Below are 25,378 nucleotides of genomic sequence, written 5' to 3'. Positions count from 1 at the left end.
TGTCAGGCCGGCTGGTGGCGACCGCGGGCCCCCGGCCGGCGAGCCGGTGGTAGCCGGACCACCGCGCCGGCGTCGTGCAGCGCGGTGGCGAGGGCGCCCGGCCGGCCGTCGGCGCCCCGGCGGAGAGCCGCGAGCAGCGTCCCGGCGGGCAGCGGCCGGGCGAAGAGGTGGCCCTGACCGGCGGTGCAGCCGAGTTCCCAGAGGGCTTGGCGTTGCGCTTCCCGTTCCACCCCCTCGGCGACCACCGACAGGGCGAGGCTGCGGCCGAGATCGAGGGTGGAGCGGACGATGGCGGCGGCTTCGGCGGAGGACTCCATCGCGGTGACGAAGCTTCGGTCGATCTTCAGCTCGTGCACTGGTACCCGGGAGAGCAGGGACAGCGAGGAGTAGCCGGTGCCGAAGTCGTCGAGTGCGAGTCGGACACCGGAGTCGCGTAGCCGGGTGAGTACCTGGTCGACGACGTCGAGTTGGCTGAGCGTGAGGGTTTCGGTCAGCTCCAGCATCAGCCGGTCGGGAGGCACGTCGTGGGCGCGTAGGCGGGCCAGCACCGCGCCGGGGAACCGGGCGTCGAGCAGGCTGCGTGGGGAGACGTTCACCGCGACCGGGATGTCGAAACCGGCGTCGCGCCACGTGTTGGCGGCGATCAGCGCCTGGTCGAGGATGGCCTCGGCGAACGCGGGAAGCAGCCCGGAGCGTTCGACCGCCTCCAGGAAGCGCAGCGGGTCGATCATGCCGTGGGTGGGGTGGCGCCACCGGGCCAGCGCCTCGGCCGCGATGACCTCGCCGGTGCCGAGGTCGACGATCGGCTGGAAGTTCACCGTGAACTCCTGGTCGGCGACGGCGCGGGGCAGTTCGCCGCCGAGCGTGAGCCGGCCGAGGTCGGCGGTGTCGCGGGCCGGTGCGTAGGTGGCGATCCGTTGCCCGGCGCGCTTGGCCTGGTACATCGCGACGTCGGCGCGGCGTAGCAGCTCGACCATTCCGCCGGTCGCCGGCGCGGCGGCTATGCCGCCGCTGGCCTCGACGCTGATCCGCATGCCGTCGATGTCGAACGGCTCGTGCAGCGCCGCCAGCAGGGTCTCGGCCCGGTGCGCGGCCACCGCGGGGGCGGGCAGGGCCCGCAGGAGTACGGCGAATTCGTCGCCGCCGAGTCGGGCCACCAGGTCCTCGGCCTGGGCGGCGGCGCGCAGCCGCTCGGCGACCTGTACCAGCGTCTGGTCACCGGCGGCGTGACCGAGGGTGTCGTTGACCTCCTTGAAGTGGTTCAGGTCGATCAGGACCAGCGCGGTGACTCCCTCGGCGTGCCGGTTGTGCAGCTGTTCGTTGCCCTCGTCGAGCAGGTGGCGCCGGTTCGCCAGGCCGGTCAGGGCGTCGTGTGCCGCGGCGTGTGCGTGGGCCTGTGCCACCCGGGCGAGTTCGGCGTACGCCTGGGCGTTGCGTACCGCCGTGCACAGCGCTGAGGCGAAGGTGTGCAGGGTGTACCGTTCCCGTTCGTTGAGTTGCACCGGCTCCCGGAAGCGCAGCCGCAGCACGCCCACGTCGATCGATTTGTCGTGCCCCTCGAGGCGGACCGGTACCAGCGTGCCCGGCCTGCTGGTGGGCTCGCCGACCGGGACGTCGTACGTGTTGCCATTGCTTTCGCCCCGCACGATCCGGCCCGCGTCGCGCAGCTCGATCTCCACCTCGTCGGCGGAGAACAGCTCGGCGGCCCGGGTGACCGCGGTGGTCAGGACCTCTTCGAGTTCGACGACGTTGAGTGCGTCGGTGGTCTGCGCGAGCCGCTGCCAGGCCTGCTGTTCGGTTCGTTGCCGGATCCGGCCGGAGTACGCCAGGTGCAGGCTGAGTACGAGTGGTGGGACGGCGAGGAGCAGTCGGATGTCGATCTCAAGTAGCAGGAGCGTGGAGAGGGCGACGACGAAGCGTACGCAGAAGCCGCCGATGCGGAGATCGAGGTTGCTGCGGAACTGCTGAGAGATCCGGGTGCCCGAGGCGAGGGCGATGACCGGGATGGCGAGGAGATCGTCGACGAGCGCGGCGGCGAGGTAGGCGAGTGCCAGGCCGACCGCCATGCCGAGCAGGTCCGCTGCCGGCCACGACCAGTCGAGCAGCGCGAGTGTGCTTCCTGCGGCCCAGGCCACGAGGACGTTCTTGCCGACGCCGAAGGCCACCTTGACGGGGGACAGCCGGACCGAGGCGATCGCGACGCCCAGCGCGGTGCACAGCACCACCCAGGAGGTCGGAGCGACGGCGACCCCGATCACGATCGCCATCTCGTTCCAGCTGATCAGGTGGGTGGTGGACCGGATGCGGATTCGGGCCTTGACCGAGGTGCCCACCACGATCATGAAGAGGATCGTCAGGAGGGTCGCGTAGTCGTTGAGGGATCTGGGTGCGGACGATGTCAGAACGAGTCGCAGTGCCGCGAAAACGGCGAGGCTCGCAAATACGACGACGAGACCGATGAGCAGCCGTAGCTGCCGATCGGTCTCAGTGTCGCCTCGCCTGAAAAGTGTCACGGCACTCCCAGGTCGCGTCTTTCGTGAGGGCATCCTACCCCGGTGGGTCGAAGGGGCGGTGCCCAACTTCTCAACCCCAGTCGCTGCCGTTCATGTCCCTACTCCTCACTCGTCGGTAAACGGAAGTTTCGATTTGTCGGCGTGTTGCCTGCCGACTGAGAGGGAGCTTAGGTAGAGAACGGGCCGCTTAGCAGTAATAAATGTCGTTATGCACTCTATTAGTTAATCCCGTCCTGATTCGTGACGTTCTGTCTATGGCATCCGTGCAGAGCGTCCGACTTCGCTGCGGTGGGATAGACGCTTCCCGCTTCGGTTGCTTCCCGAGAAGCCTGCTACCTCCGGCAGGGAGATTCAAACAGCAGTTCCTCGTCCGCGATTCGCCCGGCTCGGAGCAGTGGTTCCTCTTCACTCGGCTGGGTTTCGATCCGTGGATCCGTGGGATGGTGCGCAGCCACCGACTGTTAAGGTGACCTCGCGTGAACCGTCCCCTACGCGTCGAGGAGCCGGGGCATGTGAAGATTGAAGTGCTTGGCGGTCTCCAGGTGTTCTCCGCGGCGTCACCAGTCATTCTGGGGACGCCCAAGCAGCAGACGCTTTTCGCGATGCTCGCCGTGCAGCCCGGCCGGGTTGTCGGGATCGACCGGTTGATCGACGAGATATGGCCGGACAACCCGCCGCGTTCGGCGGTACCCAACGTACGGATGTACGCGGCCAATCTGCGCCGCGAATTCGAACGTTCCGCGGCGGACCGGCGGGTGCTCACGCGGCAGGGCAGCGGCTACCGCCTCGACGTCCGGCCGGACGAGGTCGACTTGTTCCGCTTCCTCGACCAGGTCGAGCGGGCGCGCCTGCTGCGTTCGGGCGGTGAGGTCGCATCGGCGAGGTCGGTGCTGGGCCTCGCGACGTCCCGGTGGGCCGGGCCGCCGCTCGCCGGTGTCCCGGTCGGTCCGACGTTGGCCGCTCACGTGGCGGCTGCCGAGGAGCAGTACCTGCTGGCGGTCGAACTCCTCGCCGACATCGACATCGGCATGGGCCGGCTCGACGAGGCGATTCCGCTGTTGCGGAAGGTGGTCGCCGACCATCCGCTCCGGGAGACGGCGCTGCTGCCACTGATGCGGGCACTGCACCGCAGAGGTGACCATGCCGGTGGGATCTCGGTCTACCGGGCGGCGACTCGTGTCTTCCGGGACGAGCTGGGTATCGAGCCGAGCGCCGAACTCCGGCACCTCTACCGGGCAATGATCGAACACGAGACTTCCGAGGCCGGGCCGGCCCCGGCCTCGGCCTCGGACGGCGATGAGCCCTTCACCCGGACGGCTGTCCCGGCGAAGGCGGGCGACGGCCACTGGGACTGGATGCCCCGACCGGTGGCCGACTTCGTCGGCCGTGGCGAGATGATCGAGCGGATGGTGGCCAAGACCCGGGCCGCCGCCGGATCAGCGCCCGTGATGCATCTTGTCGACGGGATGGCGGGCAGCGGGAAGACCACTCTCGCCGTCCATGTCGCCCGACGACTGGCGGAGTCGTATCCGGACGGTCGACTCTTCATCGACCTCCAGGGTCACGGTGCGGGGAACCCGGTCGAGCCGGGCGCGGCGCTGGTGGTGCTCCTCCGCCAGTTGGGTGTGCCGGCCGACCGCATCCCGGCTGATCTGGAGGAACGCCGAGGGCTGTGGCGGCGGGAGTTGGCCACCCGCCGGGTCGTGATCGTGCTCGACAACGCGGCCGACAGCCGGCAGGTGACTCCGTTGTTGCCGGTCAGCTCGTGGTCGGTGGTGCTGGTCACCTCTCGCCGCCGGCTCAGCGATCTGGACGTCGGGCCACCGGAGTCGTTGTCCGTGCTGACGTACGACGAGGGGCTGCGGTTGCTCGCCACGAACGTCGGCGTGGAGCGGGTGCGGGCCGAGCCCGAGGCGGCCGCGGAGATCGTCCGGCGCTGCGGCCACCTGCCGCTGGCGATCCGGCTGGTCGGGGCGCGGCTGGCCCATCGGCGCAGCCGCCGGCTCGCCGATCTGGCCGCCCGCCTGGCGGTGGAGGAATCAGGGCTGGCGACCTTCGGCACCGGTGACCGCAGCGTCGCGTCGGCATTCGGTGCCTCCTACGAGCAATTGACGGAACGCGCCAAAGAACTGTTCCGGATGCTGAGCGTCCATCCGGGTGCCGAATTCGACGCCACGATTGCCAGTGCTGTTTCCCGTCTTCCGTACGATGTCACCATCGAAGTTCTCGAGGAACTCCTCGATTGTCACCTGATCGAAGAGGCGCGAGCCGGAAGCTACCGGATGCATGACCTGATCCGACAGTACGCACATGAGCTGTCGACTCGAACCGATTCGGCGGAGGTGCGAGGGAATGCCTTCTCCGAATTGATCGACCTCGTGCTCAACGTCGTGTTTCCCGTGGCCGACTCGCTCGAGTCGGGTTCTGTCCGGTGGCACGTGAACCTCGACGCGCCGCGCCGCCCCGATCTGCTCCGGGTACTAGGTGAACCGACCGAGGAACGGGTGGAGACGGAACGGGTCGATCTCGTCTCCCTGGTGCAGTGGTCATGCAGATGGGGGCGGTACCGGCAGGCATGGCAGCTGGCGCGATCGCTGTGGCGGTTTCTCTTCATCCGCGGGTATTACGACGACATCATCGTCACCCATCTCGCCGGGCTCGCCGCGGCGCAGGCCACAGCTGACGAGAGTGCCATCGCGGTGATGCACAACTATCTCGCCTCGGCCTACACCAGAACGGGAAACTATTCGGGTGCGCTGAAGCACGTCAAGGATGCTGTCAGCATCTGCGAGCGGAACGGGGATCTGTCGAATCTCACCCGTTACCGCCTCAACCTGGGCGCGGTCCACTGGCTTCTGGGCGAACTGGAAGAAGCCGTCAGCGTCGGTCTGGACGGACTGCGTGGGACCGCCCGCTTTGAGGTGGGTGAGGTTACGAACGTACTGCCGAACCTCGGGCTCGTACTCGCCCTGCTCGGCCGGTACGACGAGGCGCTGCGGCTGCATCGCCTGCACCTCTACCTCGCCCGGCAACGTCGGGACCAGTTCCATCTGCTCAACGCGCTGAGTCACATCGGAGCGGTGAAGTGCCGCATGGGGCGGTACGAGGCAGCCCGGCGGGCGCTGCGGGCGGCGCTGGTCCTGCGGGAGCGCACCGGTCACCGCTACGCGGAGCCGGAGGTGCGCAACGATCTGGGTGTGGCGTTGCGGGGTCTCGGGCACATTGACGAGGCGGTGGTCGAGCACGAGACGGCCCGGAAACTGGCGGTCGAGTCGGGTGAGTCGCATGCCGAGGCGGCGGCGCTGAACGATCTCGCACTGACCCTGGCCGGCTCGGCAGATGCCGCCCGGTTGATCGGGCTGCACCGCGAGGCGCTGCGGGTGGCCACCCGGATCGCCCATCCGTACGAGCAGGGGCGGGCGCTCACCGGGGTGGCCGAGAACCTCGTCGCCACCGATCCCGTGGAGGCACGCCGGCACTGGGAGCGGGCGCTGGCCATCTTCCGTCGGATGGGCGTCCCGGAGCGGTTCGAGGTCGAACGCCGCCTGGCCGAGAGCGTGCTGGCTCGTCGCTGAGCAACGGGCGGGAGCAGCCACCGCCCGCTCGGCGCGGCTCTTATCGATTTCTTATCGCCGGCGCCGGTAGCGTCCGGACGTTCCTCAACGGGGGGAGATCCGCCACACGGGTCTCACGAGCGACTCCTGCCGTCAGTGCCCCAGCCATCGACGGCGGGCCGGTAGGGAGGGGGCGGCACAATCAGGTGCCGGCCCCTCCGAACGCCAGGGCCAATCTCGTCGGACTGGAGAGATAGGCTGCCGACCGTGATCGAACCCGCCCAGCTCACCCACGTCGACGCGACCGGCGCGGCACGCATGGTCGATGTCTCCGGCAAACAGGTCACCGGTCGCTCGGCGACCGCCGCCGGCCGACTGCGCACCACTCGCGAGGTGATCGAGCTGCTGCGCCGCGACGGGCTGCCCAAGGGCGACGCGCTCGCGGTCGGTCGACTCGCCGGCATCATGGGCGCCAAACGCACCCCCGACCTGATCCCGCTCTGTCACCCGATCGCGCTGCATGGCGTCACGGTCGACCTGGCGCTGACCGCCGACACCGTCGAGATCAGCGCGACCGCCCGCACGGCCGACCGCACCGGAGTGGAGATGGAGGCGTTGACCGCGGTTGCGGTCGCCGGCCTGGCCCTGGTCGACATGGTCAAGGCGGTCGACCCGGCGGCCAGCGTCGACGCGGTTCGGGTGCTGCGCAAGGAGGGCGGCAAGACCGGCCGGTGGGAGCGCCCGGAGGGCCGACCGTGATCCGCGCCCGGGTGGTGGTGGCCTCCAACCGGGCCGCCGCCGGTGTCTACGTCGACACCAGCGGTCCGCTGCTGGTCACCGGCCTGCGCGAGCTGGGCTGCTCGGTGGAGGAGCCCCTGGTGGTGCCCGACGGCGAACCGGTCGGCGAGGCGGTGCGGGCAGCCGTGGCGGAGGCCGTCGACGTGGTGCTGACCAGCGGCGGCACCGGGGTCAGCCCCACCGACCGCACCCCCGACGTGACGCGTGACCTGCTCGACTACGAGATCCCCGGCATCGCGGAGGCGATCCGCGCACACAGCCGAGACAAGGTGCCCACCGCGGCGCTGTCCCGGGGGGTGGCCGGAGTGGCCGGCCGCACGCTGGTGGTGAACCTTCCCGGCTCGACCGGCGGGGCCCGCGACGGTCTCGCCGTACTGGGGCCGATTCTCGCGCACACCGTGGACCAGTTGCGCGGCGGCGACCACCAGCGCACCGGTTAGGCTCGGCCCGTGAAGACGGAAACCGCATCCGCGGCCGACCGGGTCACCACGCCACCGCCGGCCGGTTGGGCGGAGGCGCGCTCCCGGGTGTACGCGGTCGGCCTGGCCGCCGCGCTGCCCGCCGTCGAGCGCCCGCTCGCCGAGACCGACGGACACACCCTCGCCGCCCCGCTCACCACCCGCACCGACCTGCCCGCCTTCCCGACGTCCAGTGTGGATGGCTGGGCGGTGCGCGGCACCGGCCCGTGGCGGGTGGTCGGCCGGGTGCTGGCCGGCTCGGCACCGGCGCCGCTGACCGAGGACGGTACGACCGTCGAGATCGCCACCGGGGCGATGGTTCCGGAGGGGACGTCGGCCGTGCTGCGGGTGGAGGAGTCGACGCGTACCTCGGACGGGTTGGTCGACGGTGTGCCGCGCACCGCGCCGGAGTGGCGCCGACCCGGCGAGGAAGCGGCCGCCGGTGAGGAACTGCTGCCCGCCGGGGCCCCGGTGGACCCGGCGGTGATCGGTCTGGCCGCCTCCTGCGGCCACGACACCCTGCGGGTACGTCGACAACCCCGCGCCGCGCTGCTGGTCTTCGGCGACGAGCTGCTGACCGCCGGCCCACCCGGCGCGGGCCGGGTCCGCGACGCGCTGGGTCCGGCGCTGCCGGCCTGGCTGCGCCGCTACGGCTGCCGGATCCGTCCGGGCGACGTGGTCGGACCGGTCGCCGACACGCTGCCCGCCCACGTGGCCGCCCTGCGCACCGCGCTGACCGGGGCCGACCTGGTCTGCACCACCGGTGGCACGATGCACGGTCCGGTCGACCACCTGCATCCCGCGCTGGCGGCGCTGGGCGCGGACTACGTGGTCAACACGGTCGCGGTTCGTCCCGGTTTTCCCATGCTGCTGGCCCGGCTGGTCGGCACCGACGGTCGGGTCCGGTTCGTCGCCGGCCTGCCCGGCAACCCGCAGTCCGCCGTCGTCGCCCTCGTCTCGCTGGTCGCCCCGCTGCTGGCCGGGCTCGCCGGCCGGGCGATGCCGGTGCTGCCACACGCCACGCTCGCCGAGCCCGTCGCGGGGCGCGGTGACCACACCCACCTGGCCCTGGTCCGCCGCGATCCGGTGGACGGCACGGCCCGCCCGGTGCGACACGTCGGCTCGGCGATGCTGCGCGGGCTCTCCGTCGCCGACGGGTTCGCGGTGATCCGTCCCGGCACCGTCGGCAAGGTCGGGGACCAGGTGCCGGTGGTGCCCCTGCCGCTGCTGCCGGGAGAGCACGCATGGTGATCGTGCTCGGTGGGGTCACCGATCAGCCGCTGGATCTCGCCGCGCACGAGTCGGCGGTCGCCGACCGCCGCGCCGGTGCGGTGGTCTCGTTCGCCGGTGTGGTCCGCGACCACGACCACGGCCGCCCGGTGACCAGCCTGGAGTACGAAGGGCATCCGAGCGCCGAGCGGGTCCTGCGCGAGGTCGCCGACGAGATCGCCGCCGATCCCGAGGTGTACGCGGTGGCGGTGTCGCACCGGATCGGCCCCCTCGCCATCGGCGAGATGGCCCTGGTGGCGGCGGTCAGCACCGCGCACCGGGCCGCCGCGTTCGCCGCCTGCGCGCGCCTGGTCGACGAGGTGAAGGCTCGGCTGCCGATCTGGAAGCGGCAGGTGTTCGCCGACGGCACCGAGGAATGGGTCAACTGCCCCTGAAGCGTTCACCGGCGGGCATACAGCAGCGCGGCCCGCGCCATCCGGTCGGTGTGGAAGGCCGGTTCGGCGCCGGGACGCCAGGGCAGTGCGGCGACCAGCACGATCAGGGCCAGCGCCAGAGAGTTCTCCATCAGCGCGCCGAACAGGCCGTCCTGGTAGTGCGAGACCTCCGGCAGTTGGTGTTCGTACGGCCAGATCGGAGAGATCAGGAAGAGCAGGTAGAGCCCGATGGCGGCCACGCCGTGCCGGAGGCCGGTGAGCGCCGGGTACCAGATCGGCGGGCGGAGCGCGGACAACGCCGGTGGTCCCTGTAAGCCGGGTGCGGTACGCGGAACCGGTCCGCGGCTGGCATCACGGCGGCGTACCGCGTGATCGGCCAGCACGATGATGGCCGGGATCACCCAGACGAGGTGGTGCGTCCAGGAGATCGGGCTGACCACGTTGGCGGTCAGGCCGACCAGGGTGAAGGCGGTCAGTTCGTCGCCATCGGAGTGTGCGTCGGCGGCCCGGGACAGGCCGAGCGCCAGCACCAGCACGGAGAACGCGAGCCAGAGCAGGCCGGGGGTCTCGATCGAGTCGTAGAGCCGGGCGAGCAGTCCGGCCAGGGACTGGTTGGGCGTCATGTCGGCGGCGCCCACCCGCTCGGTCTGCCACAGCACGCTGCCGAAGTAGGTCCGGGACTCGGCGCCGACGATGCCGAAGCTGCCGAGGGTGACGCCGATGGTGGTGGCGACCGCGGTCATGGCGACCCGCCACTGACGGGTGATCATCAGGTAGAGGATGAACAGGGCGGGGGTCAACTTGACGGCGGTGGCCAGACCGATGCCCACGCCCGCCCAGGCGCCGCTGTAGACGAACCGCAACAGCGGGCCGTCGCCCTCGGTGCAGTGGTGCGTGCCCCGGCGCGAACGCCAGCGCAGGGCGACCAGGTCGGCCATCACCAGAGCGAACAACAGCAGGTTGACCTGTCCGTAGCCGAGGGTCTCCCGGGTCGGCTCGATGGCCACGGCGAGCGGCGTGGCGATGGCCACCGGGTACCAGAGCGGCCAGCCCAACCGGTCGGCGATCGGGCGCAGCAGCGCGGCCAGCACCACGGCCAGGGCGGCGATGCTGACCGCGGCGTTCACCAGGCCGGCCGCCGCCACCGGAAGGTGCGCCATGGGCAGCATGGCCAGGCCGGCGAAGGGCGGGTAGGTGAAGCCCAGAGTGGTGTCGGGCGCGACGAACTCGTACAGCTCATGGCCGCTCGCCCACCAGACCACCGCACCGTGATAGATCTTCATGTCGAAGAAGTTGTACGGCCGCCCGAAAACACCGATGGCAAGCCATCCGGCGTAGGCGACGGCGGCCACGAGGCCGGCGCGTACCACTGTCCTTCGATCGATCCCACCGGTCACGCGGCGGACTGCGGCGAGGCGGTCCAGCCCTTTACCGACGCTCGTCGGCATGGCGTGGCCACCCCCGTACCAAGATCGTCCTACCCGTCCAGGTCCGGTAGGGAGCCTAGAGCGGCACCTCACCTCATGCCTCCCGCGTTATGCGACCGTGTCCGATCCCACACACTCTTTTGACATTTCCACCGCGTTAACGCCTAGCGGGCGGTTCAGGTGATTCGCGGCGTTAGCGGGGGTGAGGGGTAGATAATCGCAGCTCAGCCCGGGAGCCGACGAGCGGTGGCTGCCGATCGGACGGCGATCCGAGCCTCCCGGCGGGCGGTCCGGACGGCACGGCGCACCGACCGTCGGGAATGGCCGATGCGGTGCCCGGCCCGCCAACGGAGCCCCGGCTTGCCCTCCGTGTCCGCCGCGGCCAGCAACAACCCGCCGAAGAGACCGAGGTTCTTCAGGAAGTGGATCTGGTGGTTGGTCCGCTGCGCGGGATCGTCCTGCTGCCAGAAGGGGTGCCCGGCGAGGGTCACCGGGATCAGGGTGCCGGCGAGCACCAGGGCTGCCGGCCGGCTGAACCTGCCGGTGGCCAGCATCAGCCCGGCACCGAACTGCACCGCCGAGTTGGCCCGGACCAGCGTCTCGGCGTCGGTGGGGATGCGCCGGTCCACCCGCTCCAGCAGCGGCGTCAGCCGATCGGTGACCGGTTTCGCGGCGGGTGCCAGGCGACCGGGGTTGGTGAAGTTCTTCGCGCCGCTGACCACGAAGATGCCGCTCAACATGGCGCGGGCCAGGGACCGTACGGGCGTCATGAAACAGTCATACCCTGTCTCAGGCGGCGCCATGCCCCGCAACGTCCGATGTCGATCGATCGGGTGGTGCGCCGCGCCACGCCGGCTCCAGGGACCGTCGCCGATGAACGCGTCACAAGCGGTAACCTCGCCGCGTGACGATGCTGCGACTGCGCCCCGAGGATCCGGCCGACACCGGCGCGATCCGCCGGGTGCTGGCCGTCGCCTTCGCCCGCCCCGACGTGGCCACGCCGCCCGAGGTACGGCTCGTCGACGAGCTGCGCGCCAGCGACGCCTGGCTGCCGGCACTGGCGATGGTCGCCGAATACGGCGGTGAAATCGTCGGTTACGCCCTGCTCACCCGGGTGCTGGTCCGCTCCGACGAGGGGAACCGGCGAGCGCTCGCCCTCGGCCCGGTGGCGGTGGCACCGCACCGCCAGCGGATCGGTCTCGGCACCGCCGCGGTGCAGGCCGCCCTGGAGGCGGCCACGGAACTCGGTGAGCGGCTGGTCGTGGTGCTCGGTGATCCCGGGTACTACCGGCGGTTCGGGTTCAGCCGGGCCGACCGGATGGGCCTGACCAGCCCCTGGTCCGGGCTGGGCGAGCCGTGGCAGGCCCTGGTGCTGCCGCCGTCGATCACCGGTGAACCGCCTCCGCCGCAGGGCGATGTGATCTTCCCGCCGCCCTGGTCGAAGGTCTGATCCGGCGCCGGCCCCGGTCAGCAGCAGGTGGCGGTGCCGGTGGCCAGACCGCTAGCATCGACCACTCACGGGGACCCGCCGCACGTTCGCCCCTGGAGGCTCCAACCCGATGACCCGCGTCCTGCTGCGCTCTGCCAAGGACCCGTTCACCCCGGTCAGCCCGGAGCTCTCCCTCGCGTTGTACAAGAACGGCATCTTCGGGCGGAACGTCGGCAACCTCGTCTTCACCGAGACGGTGCACAAGCTGATCAGTGTGCCGAATTACGAGGTGGTGTCCAACTCCTTCCTCAGCGAACGGCCCGGCGTGGACCAGGCGTACGTGGACCGGGTCAACGAGCAGTTCGACCTGTTCGTGGTGCCGCTGGCCAACGCGTTCCGGCTCAGCTTCCTGGCCAACCTCAAGCGCCTCACCTGGGTGATCGAGCAGCTGCGAATCCCGGTCGTGGTGATCGGCGTCGGCGTCTCGGGTGGCAGCGGTAGCCTCGACAACCCGTTCCCGCCCCCGACCGACGAACTGCGCGTGGCGGTGCGCCGGTTCGTGCGCGCGGTGCTGGACAAGTCGGCGACGATCGGCGTACGCGGCGAGTTCACCCGGGCCTACCTCGCCGAGCTGGGTTTCGGCGACGACGTGGTCGACGTCGTCGGCTGCCCGTCACTGTTCCGCGACGGCCCGAACCTTCAGATCACCAAGCGGGTCCCCGCACTCACGCGGGAGAGCCGCTTCACGATCAACATCTCCCCGTACGTGCCGCTGATGGACGAGGTCGGGACCCGGCACGCCGAGCGCTACCCGAACATGGTCTACGTGCCGCAGGACGACAAGGACCTCGAGCTGCTGCTGTGGGGCACCAACCCGGAGAAGGTCCGGCTGAAACTGCCGCACCACACGGGCCACCAGCTCTACCGGGAGGACCGCATCCGGTTCTTCGTCGACGCCTCGACCTGGATGCGTTACCTCGCCGAGCGGGAGTTCTCCTTCGGCACCCGGATCCACGGCAACATCGCGGCACTGGCCGCCGGCACGCCCGCCTACGTCCTGGCGCACGACAGCCGCACCCTGGAGCTGGCCCGGTACCACGACATCCCGCACAGCCTGGTACCCAACCTGACCCCCGAGGTGGACGCCGCCGACCTGTACGCCGAGGCCGACTACACCGCCTTCAACGCCGGGCAGGCGCAGCGCTGGGAGCACTTCGCCAGCTTCCTGGAGCGCAACGGCATCGAGCACATCTTCCAGCCGGGCAAGGCCAACCCCGACTACGACGCCCGGCTGGGCGCCGCCGGGCTGCCGCCACCGGTCACCACGCTGATGACCACCGATCCCGAGGCCCGTGAGCGGATCACCGCCCGGGTGGCGGAGCTGTACTCGCTAGGTGGCCTCCGCGCGCTGCGCAAGGCACACAAGCCGCAGTTCCCGTTCCCGCACACCACCGCGCCCCGCGAAAGGCTGGTGTCCGCAGAGAGGTCTTCCGCCGCGACCGCCGTACGGCGCCTGCCCGTGCCCGTGCAGTCCGCGTTGCACCGCAGCCGCGCGATCGCCAAGCGCATCCGCCGCCTGCCCTGAGCAGATTCGATCCACGCCGGGCGGTCGCTGGCCCTTGCCGCTTCGCGGCCACCCGGCTCAGGTCGGTTGGGTGCGCAGGTAGCGGCCGAAGTGCGGGACGGTGAAGGCGACCGTGCCGCGTTCCCCGGAGTAGATCAGCCCTTTCTTGATCAGTGCGTCCCGGGCCGGCGAAAGACTGGCGGGCTTGCGGCCCAGGGCGCGGGCGATCTCCGCGGTCGGTACCGCGGCATCCATGTCGTCCCGGCCACCGTCCTCGACCGCGCCCTCGACCAGGGAGAGCGTCGCCATCGCGCGCATGTACTCGCGTTCGGCCGGGGTGGCCCGCTCGAACCGGGAGCCGAAGAAGCCGACGGCCAGCTCGGCCTCGGCCTCCGGGGCGGCAACCCGGACGTCGGCCACGCTGATCGGTGACCGTGGGGCATGGTCCCAGGTGGCCTTTCCGTACGCCTGGACGAAGTACGGGTACCCGCCGGACTTCTCGTAGAGCAGGTCCAGGGCCTTGGCCTCGTACTCCACGTCCTCCCGCTCGGCCGGCGCGCAGAGTGCCTGGTCGGCGGCGATCCGATCGAGCCGGTCGATGCGCTGGTAGCGGAACAACCGCTCGGAGTACGACTTGGCCGCGCTCAGCACCGCCGGAAGGTGCGGCAGGCCGGCGCCGACCACGATCAGCGGTGCGCCGAGTTGGGAAAGCTCGTGGCACGCGGCGCAGAGCGCGGAGACGTCCTCCGGCCCGAGGTCCTGCATCTCGTCGATGAAGACGGCCATACCGGTGCCCACGTCGCTGGCGACCGACGCGGCGTCGGTGAGCAGCTCCACCAGGTCGATCTCGATGTCGCCGGAGTCGGCGCGTCCGGCGGCGGCTGGTACATCGATGCCGGGCTGCCATCGGTCGCGCAGCTTCGGGGCGCCGCGCCCGGTCGGGGTGCCCCGCTGGGCGAACGCCTTGAGCACCCCGAGGAAGGCGTCGATCCGGTCCGGTGCCCGGTGCCGGGGGGCGATTTCCCGGACGGCCATGTGCAGGGCTGCGGCGATCGGCCGGCGCAGCGACTGTTCCGGGCGGGCTTCGATCTTGCCGCTGCCCCAGAGGCGGTTGATCGCCTGGGAGCGCAGGGTGTTGAGCAGGACGGTCTTGCCGACCCCGCGCAGCCCGGTGAGCATCAGGCTGCGCTCCGGGCGACCCCGGGCGATCCGTTCCAGCACGATGTCGAAGACGTCCAGTTCCCGCCCCCGCCCGGCGAGCTCGGGTGGGCGCTGGCCGGCGCCCGGGGCGTACGGGTTGCGGACCGGATCCACGAATCGCAGAGTATCGGGCCATCTAGCCGAGGGGCTAGACATGGATAGATGGAGCTACGGCGTGTCGGCTCTCGACAAAAAACTAGTGCTGTCTAGCATCCACGCTAGACAGCACTAGTTTTGGCGATCGATCGGTCAGTCGCGCTGCTTGAGGCAGAGCACGAAATCCAGCGAGTCCAGCTCACTGTCGTAGAAGTACCAGTTCGTGTAGCCGTCCACCTTGGCGCACTTCGCCTCGGCGTCCCTCGCCCCGCTGGTCTTGCCGTCGAAGCGGCGCAGCACCTCGTACGACTTCGCGGCGCAGTCGCTGATCACCAGCTTTGGCTTGCCACCGTCCGACGCGTCGTTGCGGACACACTGGCCGGGGCCGACGAACCGGGGATCGGTGGACGAACTGGCGGCCGGGGTGCTCGGCGCGGGCTTGTCGTCGTCCTCCGCCGGGGCGTCGGTCGGGGCCACCGGGTCCCGGGTCGGCGCGGCCACCGGCGTCGGCGCCTCGTCGTCGTGCCCGAGCAGGTAGTACGCCGTCCCACCACCCAGGAGCAGCATCAGGACCGCGCCCAGTGCGACGAGCAACCCGCCTCGCCCGCGCTTGCCCGGCGGCGGCGTCGGCTGGCCGGCGTACGCGGTCCGGACGTCGTACCCGGACCCCTGCTGACCGCCGCCGTACGCCGGCTCTTGCTGGCCGCCGCCGTACGCCGGCTCGGCGGGCCGGTGCGGTGTGCCGCCGTAGACCTGCCCTGGGCCGTAGACCTGACCCGGGCCGTACGCCTCACCGGGGCGCGGCTCGTGCCACGGGCCGCCGCCACCCGGTGATCCGTAGTTCGCCATGCACACCTCCTGCCCCGACCGTATGACGATACCGGTCAGTTAACGCTTCCCCACGGCTAAAGCCGGGGGATTTCTGGCTCAGACCGCGCGCAACCACCAGCCCGAGGGGAGGTGATCACGTGTCTTACATCGTCGGCACCAGCACGGTCGCGCTCTACCGTGGCGAGGATCGCCCTCGCGGCGTTCCGGTCCCTGCATGCGGTGTGACCGCAGTCGCCGCACCGGAAAGTACGCATACCCAACCCGAGGCGTGTCTTGGCTCTCGTTCCGCACTGCGAGCAGGTCATCGTGGTGTAGGCGGGCGGCACCAGCACCACCTTCCGGCCCGCCCGCTTGCCACGGTTGGTCAGTTCCCGTTTGGCCGCGCCGATCGCCGCATCGGCGGCCTTACGGGCCATGGTGGATCTTGCCAGGAAGTTCGGCGTGAAATCCTCCACCGCGATCAGGCTATGGTCATCCACGACCTTCTTGGCCCACTGGCGGGCGTCGTGGGTGTTCTGCCGGGCCGCCCTCTTGTGCAGTGTGGCGGCCTGCCGCCTGGCGCGCAGGTAGCCCTTGGACGGCGGGTTGCCGCGCGGCCGACGGCGGCGGCTCATCGTGCGTTGAACGCGGGCCAGCTCGGCGGCGCAGCGTTTGCGGTGGCCGAGGTGCGGCAGGTCGTAAGCCGGATCGGTCGTCGTGGCAGTGGTAGTGACACCCCAGTCCACGCCGATCGCCTTGTCTGCGGCCGGGGCGGGCTGCGTTTCGCGTCGGACCACGAACGAGGCGTACCAGTGGCCCAACGAGTCCTGATAGACACGCACGCTGGTCGGCTCGGACGGCATCTCCCGCGACCACACCACCGGGATCGTGATGCCACCGGCCAGCCGCAGCCGGCGCTCGCGGATGGTGAACCCGCGCACGGTGTACTCAAGGCTGGGCAGGCTGTTCTTCAACCGCTTGACCGTCGGTCGTCCACGCCCCTTGACCTTGTACGAATGTTGCAGGGCGAGGGCGTAGGTGCGCAAGGTCTGCTGCTGGGCGACGCGGGAGCCTTCGCGCAGCCACGCGAATCGGGCGCGGGCTTCTGTGAGCAGCTTCGACAGCTTGCAGAAAGTGGGATTGCGCGGTCTTCTGCTGGTGGACGGCTTCGTTCCACAGCCACCGGCAGCGGCCCCATTCAGCGGACAGTGCGGCCTGCGCGGTTGCGCCGGGACGCAACCGGTAGGTGTAACGCACTGTCTTTTCCACACCAGACAGTATTCAGCATCGGACTGCGTATTGCCGGGATGGACGAGGTTCGCTCATACAACAACGTCGTTTACCGCTGCACCTACCACGTCGTCTGGTGCCCCACATACTGACGCCCCGTCATCACTGGCGACATCGACAACCGCCTCAAGGAAATCGTCCGCGAGATGTGCGCCGAACGTGACGCGCCCATCGTGGAGCTGGAAACGATGCCCGACCACGTGCACCTGCTCGTCACCTACCCGCAGTACGGCATCCACCGACTCGTCAAACAGATCAAGGGCCGCACGTCACGGCTCCTGCGCGCCGAATTCCCGTCCCTGCGGTCCCGCCTACCAACCCTGTAGATCACTCGTACTTCGTCGCCACCGTCGGCGACGCGACCCTGGAGGTTGTCAAACGCCATGTCGAAAACCAACGCAACACCTGACCGCCATTACCTCCCCATAGCCAAAGCCAGGGGTTTCACGGGCGGTCTTAGATAAGCCGCAGCTGGCGGTCCTTCGGCCGGCGGGTCTCGCCGCGGTCGCCGAGACGCTCGAACAGGCCCGGATCGATCACGTCGAGGAACGGCGACGGTCGGCACTCGCGCTCCGACCCGTGCCGGGTCCTGCGGGCGGCGTGACTGACGTAGAGGCGGTCCTGCGCACGGGTCAACCCGACGAAGAACAACCGCCGTTCCTCGGCTACCGCGTCCTCGTCGGGAGTGCTGCCGGGCCAACGCAGCGGTAGCAGCCCGTCCTCGGCACCGACCAGGAAGACCACCGGGAACTCCAGGCCCTTGGCGGCGTGCAGGGTCAGCAGGGTGACCGCCTCGGCGCGCGGGTCGAGCGCGTCCACCTCGGCGCCGGTGGCGAGCTGGGACAGGAACATCTCCAGGTCGTCGCCGCAGCGGCGGGCCAGCGGCGTCAGCAGGTCGACGGCGGTCCGGACGTCATCCGGGCGTACCCCGCCGGTGCCGTCGAGGGTGGGGACGGCGAACCGTTCGGCCAGCACCTGGCCGGCGAGGCGTACCCGGGCGGGTAGGGCGCCGGCGAGACCCGTGGCGTGCCGCAGCTCGCGGGCGATGGCCGCCACGCCGGGGCGGTCCCGCAGCCGGTCGTGCGAGCGCTTCTGCACCGGGACGTTGGCCCGGGACAGGGCGTCCACGATCGGCGCGGCCTGCGAATCGGTCCGGTAGAGCACGGCGATGTCCGAGAAGGAGAGCGTGGTCGACCGGCCGTCGATGCGGCCCGAGTCCAGCGACCGGTGGGAGAGGCCGCCGACCAGCTCGTCGACGGTGCGTACCACGAAATCGGCCTCGTCGGCGACGGTGGCCGCGGCGTACCGGCCGACCAGCGGGGCCTCCGGGTCGAGCCGGGCCGGGTCCAGCCGCCGGCCGCGGGCCAGCGATGACGGCGCGATGGCCTGCACCGCGGCGGCCAGGATCGGTGCGGAGGACCGGTAGTTGCGGTTCAGCCGGACCAGCCGGGCATCGATGAAGTCCTGGGAAAAGCGCAGGAAGTACCCGACGTCGGCGCCCCGGAACGAGTAGATGGCCTGATCGGGATCGCCGATCGCGCACAGGTTGCCGTCGGCGGGGCTGAGCAGGCGCAGCAGCTCGTACTGCACCGCGTCGACGTCCTGGTACTCGTCTACGAAGATCCACTGCCAGCGGTCCCGGTACCGCTCGACCAGCTTCCGGTCCTCGCGCAGCAGCGCCACCGGCAGGGTGAGCAGCTCGTCCAGGTCGACCATGCCGTCCTTGCGCAGCAGCGCCAGGTAGCGGGCCGGGTCGTCGCCCGCCTCGGCCCGCGCCGCCGTCCGGTCCGCGTCGTCGGCGATCCGGAAGTCCTCCGGCAGGCCCGCGGCTGCGGCGTTCTCGCGCAGGATGGTCAGCCCGAGCGAGTGGAAGGTGCCCACGGTGACGTCCTCGGCGACCGGGCCGAGCAGTCCGTCCAGCCGGTGCCGCAGCTCCTCGGCGGCCCGCCGGGTGAAGGTGATCGCCAGGCAGTGCTCGGGGAAGACGTTCAGCTCGGCGCAGAGGTACGCGATCCGGTGGGTCAGCGTACGGGTCTTGCCGGTGCCCGGCCCGGCCACGATCAGCAGCGGGCCACCGGGCGCCGAGGCGGCCACCCGCTGCATCGCGTCGAGCCGGTCGAGCAGACCCGTGCCTACCTCCTCCATCCCGGCGAGCATCGGCTCGAACGGCTCGTGCGGGGAGGGCTGCGGCGCGATCGGTGGTGCCGGCGGTGCCGGTCGGCGCTTCGGTTCGGCCTTCGCCGCCGGCCGTTTCGCCCTGGCCGGCGGCTCCGCGGGCCGCCGCTGCGCCGGCACCGGTACGTCGAACAGCGTCTCCTGTCCCGCCGGCCTGGCGGCGGCACCCAGCTCGGCCGGGTCGAAGAGAGTGATCACGCCGTACTCGCCGTCGTAGCCGGGCACCCGGCGGACCTCGCCGCGGCGCAGCCGGCCGATGCCCTCGGCGAGCAGCTCCCCGCCGACCCGGCCGATCTCGTCCAGCGGCGCGCGGGTCAGGATCTCCAGCTCCGGGCCGAGCGCGGCGACCAGCTCGGTGAGTTTCCCCTCGACCTTCTTCGAGCGCGGGCCTACCTTGTTGATCTCGCCGAGGATCTCGGCGAGCTGGATCAGGTGGGTCACCTCGGGCGCGTGCTCCGGCCGGTACCCCTCAGGCCGGTCGGCCAGGTCCTCGACCCGACTCAGTACGCCCACCGTCAGCGGCTTGCCGCACTCCGGGCACCGCCCCCCGGCCTTCCGGGTGCGCTCGGGCGACCAGTTCACCCCGCACAGCCGGTGGCCGTCCGCGTGGTACTTGCCCTCCTCGGGGAAGAACTCGATCGTGCCGGCCAGCCCGTCGCCGGTGCGCAGCGCCTCCCGGATGCCGAAGTAGTCCCGGGCCGAGGCGAAGACCGTCGCCTCGCGGGCCAGCGCGGGTGGCGAGTGTGCGTCGGAGTTCGAGACCAGCCGGTAGTTGTCCAGGCTGCCGACCCGCCAGTTCATCTCCGGATCGGAGGAGAGCCCGGTCTCCACCGCGAAGATGTGCTCGGCCAGGTCGGCGTAGCAGTCGGCGATCGCGTCGAAGCCGGACTTCGAGCCCAGCGCGGAGAACCACGGCGTCCAGATGTGCGCCGGAACGAGGTAGCCGTCGCCGCTCGCCTCCAGGGTGATCTCCAGCAGGTCGCGGGAGTCCAGACCGAGGATCGGCCGGCCGTCCGAGCCGAGGTTGCCGATCCGGCCGAGCGCGGCATTGAACCGGCCCACCGCGTCCAGGTCCGGCAGGTAGATCAGGTGGTGCACCTTCCGCGTCCGGTCGTCCCGCTTGTAGATCGTGGAGATCTCCACGCTGAGCATGAACCGGACCGGATCGGTCTCCGCCTCGCTGGCCAGCCTCGGCGGCAGTCGGCGGGCGATGTCCCGCTCCGCCTCCGGAGTCAGCCGGTACAGGCCGGGCTCGGCCGGACGCAGCATCTCGCGCAGGTGGTCATACCAGGCGGGGTGGGTGAAATCGCCGGTGCCGAGCACCCCGATGCCCTTGCGTCTGGCCCACCAGCCGAGGTTCGGCAGGGTCAGGTCACGGCTGCAGGCCCGCGAGTACTTCGAGTGGATGTGCAGGTCCGCGACGAAGGGCGGGCGGCCACCGGGGGGTACGACGTTGAACGGAGGCACGCCGCATCCTGCCACGACCGGCCACGCCTGCGCGCGGCGCCACGCTCGGAGGTGAGGTGCGCTATTGCGAGCGGAGCTCGACGAGGGTGATCTGAGGCTCCGCGCCGACCCGCACCGGCGGCCCCCAGAAGCCGGCGCCGTTGGTGACGTAGACCTTCGTGCCGTCCACCTCGCCCAGCCCGGACACGACCGGCTGTTGGAGCGCGACCAGCAGGTTGAAGGGCACGATCTGACCACCGTGGGTGTGACCGGACAGTTGCAGGTCGACTCCGTACTTCGCCGCCTCGACCGCGGCCACCGGCTGGTGCGCCAGCAGCACCACCGGCCGGGACGGGTCCCGGTCGCCGAGGGCGGCGGCGTAGTCGGCCGGCGCCGACACGCCGGTGCCGGCCGCGCTGACGTCGTTGACGCCGGCCAGATCGAGTACGCCGCCCCGGGCGGCGATCTCCAGCCGCTGGTTCTGCAACACCCGCAGCCCGAGCCGGTCGACCTCGGCCACCCACTCCTCGACGCCGGAGTAGTACTCGTGGTTGCCGGTGACGAAGTAGCTGCCGTAGCGGGAGCGCAGCCCTCGCAGCGGAGCCGCCGCCTCACCCAGCTCGGCCACCGTGCCGTCGACCAGGTCACCGACCACGGCGACGAGATCGGCGTCCAGGCGGTTGATGGCGGCGACGATCTGTTCGGTGTGCTTCCGGCCGCGCAGCGGGCCGATGTGGATGTCGGAGACGGTGGCGATGCGTAGGCCGTCCATGCTCCGGGGCAGCTTGGCCAGCGGGATCTGCACCCGGTCCAACCGAGGCGGGCCCATGGCGGTGCGTACGCCGGAACCCACCAGGCCGGCGGCGGTGAGCCCGGCGAAGATCGCGGCCCCCCGGGCGAGCAGCAGTCGTCGGCTCGGATCGTGGTCCGGCCCGAACGCGCCGGCGGCCGGGGGCTCGGCCGGCTCGTCGCCCGACGGCGCGGCGGCCGGAGCCTGCTTGTCGCCCGCCGGTCCGGGGACGGCCGGTCCGGGTGCTGCTGGGCCGACCAGGACCGGCTCGGGCACGGCGGCGGCCGCCCGGCGACGCAGCACCAGCCGCGCCACGAGCATCGGGATCTCCAGCGCGGCGAGCAGCACCATCAGGTAGAACATCAGCGCGAGCCAGACGTAGCCCGGCCAGGCGAGCCAGTACATCCCGGCGTTGGTGCCGACCAGCGTCGCTGGTACCAGCACCGCCAACACGACCGCCGCGATCGAGCCGGCCCGCCGCCAGCGTCCCGCCGTGGTGGTGTCCTTGACCAGCCGCTTCCACAGGTAGAAGTGGATCAGCCCGGTGATCAGGGCAAGGGTGGTCACGAAGCCGAGTACCGCGAACACGTGTGGCTCCCCCTCAGCCGCCGGCGAAGGGCGGGAGGACGTCGATCGTCACTCCGGCCGGCAGCGGTTCCTCCCGATCATGACAGGTCACCCCGTCGACCAGATAACTCGCCACGGCCAGGACCGGCACCAGCCGCCCGCCGTGCCGCTCGGCCAGCTCCGCCACCAGATCGTCCAGCGAACGGCCGGCGGGTACGGCCTCCTCGGCACGGCCGGCGGCGGCCCGTGCACCAGCAAAGTAACGGACGGTGACGGTGGCCATGATCAACCTCCGATGGCCGACATCGGTCGGGCGGGTTGCAGGAAGGCGGGGTCGTCGATGCCGTGCCCGGCACGCTTGCCCCAGGTCGCCGCCGACCAGAGCCGGGCCAGCTCGTCGTCGTCCGCACCGGCCCGCAACGCGCCGCGCAGATCCGACTCCTCGGTGGCGAACAGGCAGTTGCGTACCTGCCCGTCGGCGGTGAGCCGGGTCCGATCGCAGTCGCCGCAGAAGGGGCGGGTGACCGTGCCGATCACACCCACCCGGGCCGGTCCGCCGTCGACCAGCCAGGTCTCGGCCGGCGCCGCGCCGCGCTCGGCCGGGTCCGGGCTCAGCTCGTACGCGGTGCGCAGCCCGGTCAGGATCTCCTCGGCGGTGACCATGGCCGCGCGATCCCAGCCGTGCTGGGCGTCCAGCGGCATCTGCTCGATGAAGCGCAGATGGTAGCCGTGTTCGAGGGCGAAGCGGAGCAGCGCCGGTGCCTCGTCGTCGTTGACGCCGCGCATCAGCACGCTGTTGACCTTCACCGGGGTGAGGCCGGCGGTAGCCGCGCCGGCCAGGCCGGCCAGCACGTCGGGCAGTCGGTCCCGCCGGGTGAGCCGGGTGAACCGCTCCCGGTCGAGGGTGTCCAGCGAGACGTTGACCCGGTCGAGGCCGGCGTCGCGCAGCGCCGGGGCGAGCCGTTGCAGACCGATGCCGTTGGTGGTCAGCGAGAGTCGAGGACGGGGATCGAGCGCGGCGACGGCGGCCACGATGCCCACCAGGCCGGGACGGATCAGCGGCTCACCGCCGGTGAACCGCACCTCGGCCACGCCGAGCCGGCACACCGCGACGCGGATCAGCCGGATCACCTCGTCATCGGTGAGCAGCTGCGGCCCGGCCAGCCAGGGCAGCCCGTCGGCGGGCATGCAGTACGTGCAGCGCAGGTTGCACTTGTCGGTCAGGGAGACCCGCAGGTCCTGGGCGACACGGCCGTACCGGTCGACGAGGACGCCGCCGGTCGACGGGGCCACACTCACCCGTTGACCGTAGCGCGCCCGATCCCAGTCAGGGCGGCCCGGACGCCCTGGCGGACCGAATCACGGTATGCCGCTCCGAACAGGGCGGTGTGCACCAGCAGCAGATGCAACTGGTGCAGCGGCACCCGGTCTCGCCAACCGTCGGCCAACGGCCAGCTCTCGTCGTACGCCGCCAGGATCCGGTCGGCGTGCGGCGGGCCGCCGAAGAGCGCGAGCTGCGCGAGGTCGCTCTCCCGGTGCCCGCCGTGCGCGGCCGGGTCGACCAGCCAGACCCGGTCGTCGGCGCCCCAGAGCAGGTTGCCCGGCCAGAGGTCGCCATGGATCCGGGCCGGTGGCTCCTCCCCGCCGAACTCGCCGATCCGGGCCACCACCTGCTCGACCAGCGCGACGTCGGCGTCCTCCAGGGCACCATTGTCGACCGAGCGGCGCAGGTACGGCAGCAACCGCGCCTGGGCGAACCACTCCGCCCACGGCCCCTGGTGTGGCGTGTTGTCCGCCGGCAGCGCGCCGATGAACCCGGTCCACGGCGCCCCGAACTCTGGTGCACCCGCCCGGTGCAACTCGGCCAACTCGCGCCCGAAGCGTTCGGCCGCCTCCGGGCCGGGCTCGCCCGGCTCGACCCACTCCAGCGCGAGTAGGCCGGGCAGCGCCACCAGCACCTCCGGTACGGCCACCGGGCCGGCCTCGCGCAGCCAGCGCAGCCCGGCCGCCTCGGTGGCGAAGAACTCCTCCGGCACCGGCCGCCCGGCCCGCTCCGGCCAGGTCTTGGCGAAGATCGAGTGCCCGTCGTCCAGCGTCAGCCGGGACGCCGCACAGATGTTCCCGCCAGGCACCGGCGTCTCCCGGATCCGCTGATGCGTCAGAAACGTCGGCAACTGCTCCGGATGCTCCCGCAGATACCCCAGATCCATACCCACCAGCTTGTCAGTAAGGAAGGGCATGTAAGGAAGGGCCCCTTATTAACGCCTCCGGTAGAGAAAGGGCCCCTTATTAACAGTCTGGCAATACGGCGGTGTCCGGTTGGTCGGGACGCCGCCGACGCGCGGGCGTACGCCAAACTGCGCGGGCAGCGCCTCGCCGACTCGGAAGGCGACTGACGACGGCGTCCTCGAATGGCGCTGAGCAGGCAAACTACGTTGAGTAGCTGTGGATAACCCGCGTGTCGTCCACAGGGGCAGCGGCGGGCACCGGCCGGCTCGCAGGCTGTCTCCATGAACTCGACCGACCTTCCCCGGCTCACCGTCCGCTCGCCCGCAGACCTGATCGCCGCCGTGCCGTACCTGCTCGGCTTCCATCCGGCCGACAGCCTCGTGGTGGTGGCGCTCTCCGGCTCGCGGATCGTCTTCGCCGCCCGTGGCGACCTGCCCGGCGACGCCGATCCCCGCGAGGCGGCGGGGCACATCGCCGCCGTGACCGCCCGGCAGGGCGCCGACTCGGCCACCGTGATCGGGTACGGTCCGGCCGCCCAGGTGACCCCGGCGCTCGACGCGCTTCGGGACGCGCTCACCGATGCCGGGCTGACTGTGCTCGACGCCCTGCGGGTCACCGATGGACGCTGGTGGTCGTACCTCTGCACCGAGCCGGGCTGCTGCCCGCCGGAGGGCAGCGCGTACGACCCTCGGGCCAGTGTGGTCCCGGCGGCGGCCGTCTTCGCCGGCCAGGTCGCGCTGCCCGACCGGGACGCGCTCGCCGCGCAGGTGGCGCCGGTCGGGGAGGCGACGATGCGGCCGGCCGTCGAGCGGGCGGAACAGCGGTTGACCGACCTGCTCGCCGGGGCACCCGCGAACGACCTGCTCGGTGGGCGGGCGCTGCGGGCGGCCGGCGTCGCCGCCCACCGCGCCGCCCGTCGCCGACACCGCAGCGGCGAGCGCCTGACCGACGACGAGGTGGCCTGGCTGTGCCTGCTGCTGACCCACCTTCCGGTACGCGACCACGCCTGGGAGCGCACCGATGGCCGGGCCGAGGACGTGGCGTTCTGGACCGAGATCCTGCGCCGGGCCGAGCCGGAGCTGATCGCCGCACCCGGCGCGCTGCTGGCCTTCGCCGCCTGGCGGGACGGGCAGGGTGCGCTGGCTGCGGTGGCGCTGGAGCGGGTGCTGGCCGAGCACCCGGAGTACTCCCTCGCGCTGTTGATGGACGATCTGCTCCGTCGCGGTGTGCCGCCGTCCCGGCTAGATGGCTGGCCCGCGGACGGGACGACGGCGGTGTCGCGACGGGGAAGGGGAAGGCGGCGCTCGCGCCGTCGCCCGCGATGAACGGCCGCGCCAGAGGGCAGTGGGACGGACGGTGGTGCCGGAT

General features: G+C 71.2%; 19 protein-coding genes and 2 pseudogenes. 9 read left to right on the top strand and 12 right to left on the bottom strand.

What is annotated here, in order from left to right:
* Window positions 1-2 precede the first annotated feature (2 nt).
* Window positions 3-2,546, bottom strand: coding sequence for a putative bifunctional diguanylate cyclase/phosphodiesterase (locus IEY61_RS06775; RefSeq protein ID WP_189041612.1), 2,544 nt, complete (start codon window positions 2,544-2,546; stop codon window positions 3-5).
* Between the two features lie 443 nt (window positions 2,547-2,989).
* Here IEY61_RS06775 and IEY61_RS06770 point away from each other — a divergent pair, with 443 nt between their 5' ends.
* From IEY61_RS06770 to IEY61_RS06750, 5 genes are all read left to right on the top strand, one after another.
* Window positions 2,990-6,088 (top strand): AfsR/SARP family transcriptional regulator, encoded by a 3,099-nt coding sequence (locus tag IEY61_RS06770; RefSeq protein WP_308424550.1) that lies wholly within the window; start codon window positions 2,990-2,992, stop codon window positions 6,086-6,088.
* 246 nt (window positions 6,089-6,334) lie between these two features.
* Window positions 6,335-6,826 carry a cyclic pyranopterin monophosphate synthase MoaC gene (gene moaC, locus IEY61_RS06765; protein WP_189041608.1) on the top strand — a complete coding sequence of 164 codons (492 nt, stop codon included), beginning with the start codon at window positions 6,335-6,337 and terminating at the stop codon, window positions 6,824-6,826.
* A complete protein-coding gene (locus IEY61_RS06760; protein ID WP_189041674.1) occupies window positions 6,823-7,305 on the top strand; it encodes a MogA/MoaB family molybdenum cofactor biosynthesis protein in 483 nt (160 codons plus the stop codon). Before moaC ends, IEY61_RS06760 begins: the two co-directional genes overlap by 4 nt.
* Window positions 7,306-7,314: 9 nt before the next feature.
* Window positions 7,315-8,574, top strand: coding sequence for a molybdopterin molybdotransferase MoeA (locus IEY61_RS06755; protein ID WP_189041606.1), 1,260 nt, complete (start codon window positions 7,315-7,317; stop codon window positions 8,572-8,574).
* Window positions 8,568-8,987 carry a molybdenum cofactor biosynthesis protein MoaE gene (locus tag IEY61_RS06750; RefSeq protein WP_189041604.1) on the top strand — a complete coding sequence of 140 codons (420 nt, stop codon included), beginning with the start codon at window positions 8,568-8,570 and terminating at the stop codon, window positions 8,985-8,987. Before IEY61_RS06755 ends, IEY61_RS06750 begins: the two co-directional genes overlap by 7 nt.
* Before the next feature lie 5 nt (window positions 8,988-8,992).
* On the opposite strand, the gene IEY61_RS06745 is transcribed toward IEY61_RS06750, so the two are convergent.
* Together IEY61_RS06745 and IEY61_RS06740 are read right to left on the bottom strand one after the other, a co-directional pair.
* Window positions 8,993-10,435 carry a glycosyltransferase 87 family protein gene (locus tag IEY61_RS06745; RefSeq protein ID WP_189041603.1) on the bottom strand — a complete coding sequence of 481 codons (1,443 nt, stop codon included), beginning with the start codon at window positions 10,433-10,435 and terminating at the stop codon, window positions 8,993-8,995.
* A 203-nt stretch (window positions 10,436-10,638) separates the two neighbouring features.
* Window positions 10,639-11,184, bottom strand: a complete 546-nt coding sequence (locus tag IEY61_RS06740; protein ID WP_189041602.1) for a DoxX family protein — start codon at window positions 11,182-11,184, stop codon at window positions 10,639-10,641.
* Between the two features lie 140 nt (window positions 11,185-11,324).
* On the opposite strand from IEY61_RS06740, the gene IEY61_RS06735 reads away from it, so the two are divergent.
* A complete protein-coding gene (locus tag IEY61_RS06735; protein ID WP_189041672.1) occupies window positions 11,325-11,864 on the top strand; it encodes a GNAT family N-acetyltransferase in 540 nt (179 codons plus the stop codon).
* Window positions 11,865-11,973: 109 nt separating this feature from the next.
* Window positions 11,974-13,428, top strand: a complete 1,455-nt coding sequence (locus IEY61_RS06730; protein ID WP_189041601.1) for a polysaccharide pyruvyl transferase family protein — start codon at window positions 11,974-11,976, stop codon at window positions 13,426-13,428.
* Between the two features lie 57 nt (window positions 13,429-13,485).
* On the opposite strand, the gene IEY61_RS06725 is transcribed toward IEY61_RS06730, so the two are convergent.
* The 4 genes and pseudogenes from IEY61_RS06725 to IEY61_RS32090 form a co-directional block, all read right to left on the bottom strand.
* The gene (locus IEY61_RS06725; RefSeq protein ID WP_189041600.1) at window positions 13,486-14,721 is read right to left on the bottom strand and encodes an ATP-binding protein; all 1,236 of its coding nucleotides are present in this window, start codon (window positions 14,719-14,721) and stop codon (window positions 13,486-13,488) included.
* Window positions 14,722-14,856: 135 nt separating this feature from the next.
* Window positions 14,857-15,552: an LppU/SCO3897 family protein gene (locus tag IEY61_RS06720; protein ID WP_189041599.1), complete on the bottom strand. Its 696-nt coding sequence runs from the start codon at window positions 15,550-15,552 to the stop codon at window positions 14,857-14,859.
* 56 nt (window positions 15,553-15,608) lie between these two features.
* Window positions 15,609-16,628 carry an RNA-guided endonuclease InsQ/TnpB family protein gene (locus IEY61_RS06715; protein ID WP_373293106.1) on the bottom strand — a complete coding sequence of 340 codons (1,020 nt, stop codon included), beginning with the start codon at window positions 16,626-16,628 and terminating at the stop codon, window positions 15,609-15,611.
* A gap of 79 nt (window positions 16,629-16,707) precedes the next feature.
* A pseudogene (locus IEY61_RS32090) lies at window positions 16,708-16,770 on the bottom strand (hypothetical protein); the annotation flags it as partial.
* Between the two features lie 50 nt (window positions 16,771-16,820).
* Here IEY61_RS32090 and tnpA point away from each other — a divergent pair.
* Window positions 16,821-17,212 (top strand): annotated as a pseudogene (gene tnpA / locus IEY61_RS06710) (IS200/IS605 family transposase).
* 47 nt (window positions 17,213-17,259) lie between these two features.
* On the opposite strand, the gene IEY61_RS06705 reads toward tnpA, so the two are convergent.
* The 5 genes from IEY61_RS06705 to IEY61_RS06685 all read right to left on the bottom strand — a co-directional run bounded on the left by IEY61_RS06705 (window position 17,260) and on the right by IEY61_RS06685 (window position 23,991).
* Window positions 17,260-20,445 (bottom strand): UvrD-helicase domain-containing protein, encoded by a 3,186-nt coding sequence (locus IEY61_RS06705; protein ID WP_189041598.1) that lies wholly within the window; start codon window positions 20,443-20,445, stop codon window positions 17,260-17,262.
* Between the two features lie 61 nt (window positions 20,446-20,506).
* Window positions 20,507-21,802 carry a metallophosphoesterase gene (locus IEY61_RS06700; protein WP_189041597.1) on the bottom strand — a complete coding sequence of 432 codons (1,296 nt, stop codon included), beginning with the start codon at window positions 21,800-21,802 and terminating at the stop codon, window positions 20,507-20,509.
* Between the two features lie 13 nt (window positions 21,803-21,815).
* Window positions 21,816-22,064 carry a MoaD/ThiS family protein gene (locus IEY61_RS06695; protein WP_189041595.1) on the bottom strand — a complete coding sequence of 83 codons (249 nt, stop codon included), beginning with the start codon at window positions 22,062-22,064 and terminating at the stop codon, window positions 21,816-21,818.
* A gap of 2 nt (window positions 22,065-22,066) precedes the next feature.
* Window positions 22,067-23,080: a GTP 3',8-cyclase MoaA gene (moaA, locus tag IEY61_RS06690; RefSeq protein ID WP_189041593.1), complete on the bottom strand. Its 1,014-nt coding sequence runs from the start codon at window positions 23,078-23,080 to the stop codon at window positions 22,067-22,069.
* Complete coding sequence (locus tag IEY61_RS06685; RefSeq protein WP_189041591.1) at window positions 23,077-23,991, bottom strand: fructosamine kinase family protein; 915 nt, start codon at window positions 23,989-23,991, stop codon at window positions 23,077-23,079. The genes moaA and IEY61_RS06685 overlap by 4 nt, the downstream gene beginning before the upstream one ends.
* A 300-nt stretch (window positions 23,992-24,291) precedes the next feature.
* Here IEY61_RS06685 and IEY61_RS06680 point away from each other — a divergent pair, with 300 nt between their 5' ends.
* Complete coding sequence (locus IEY61_RS06680; RefSeq protein WP_189041589.1) at window positions 24,292-25,335, top strand: DUF4192 domain-containing protein; 1,044 nt, start codon at window positions 24,292-24,294, stop codon at window positions 25,333-25,335.
* The last annotated feature ends 43 nt before the right edge of the window (window positions 25,336-25,378 follow it).

The sequence above is a fragment of the Micromonospora sonchi genome (genome assembly GCF_014646235.1).
Taxonomy (GTDB): domain Bacteria; phylum Actinomycetota; class Actinomycetes; order Mycobacteriales; family Micromonosporaceae; genus Micromonospora; species Micromonospora sonchi.
The sequence above is the reverse complement of the archived record's forward strand: the minus strand, read 5'-3'. Positions and strand labels throughout refer to the sequence as shown.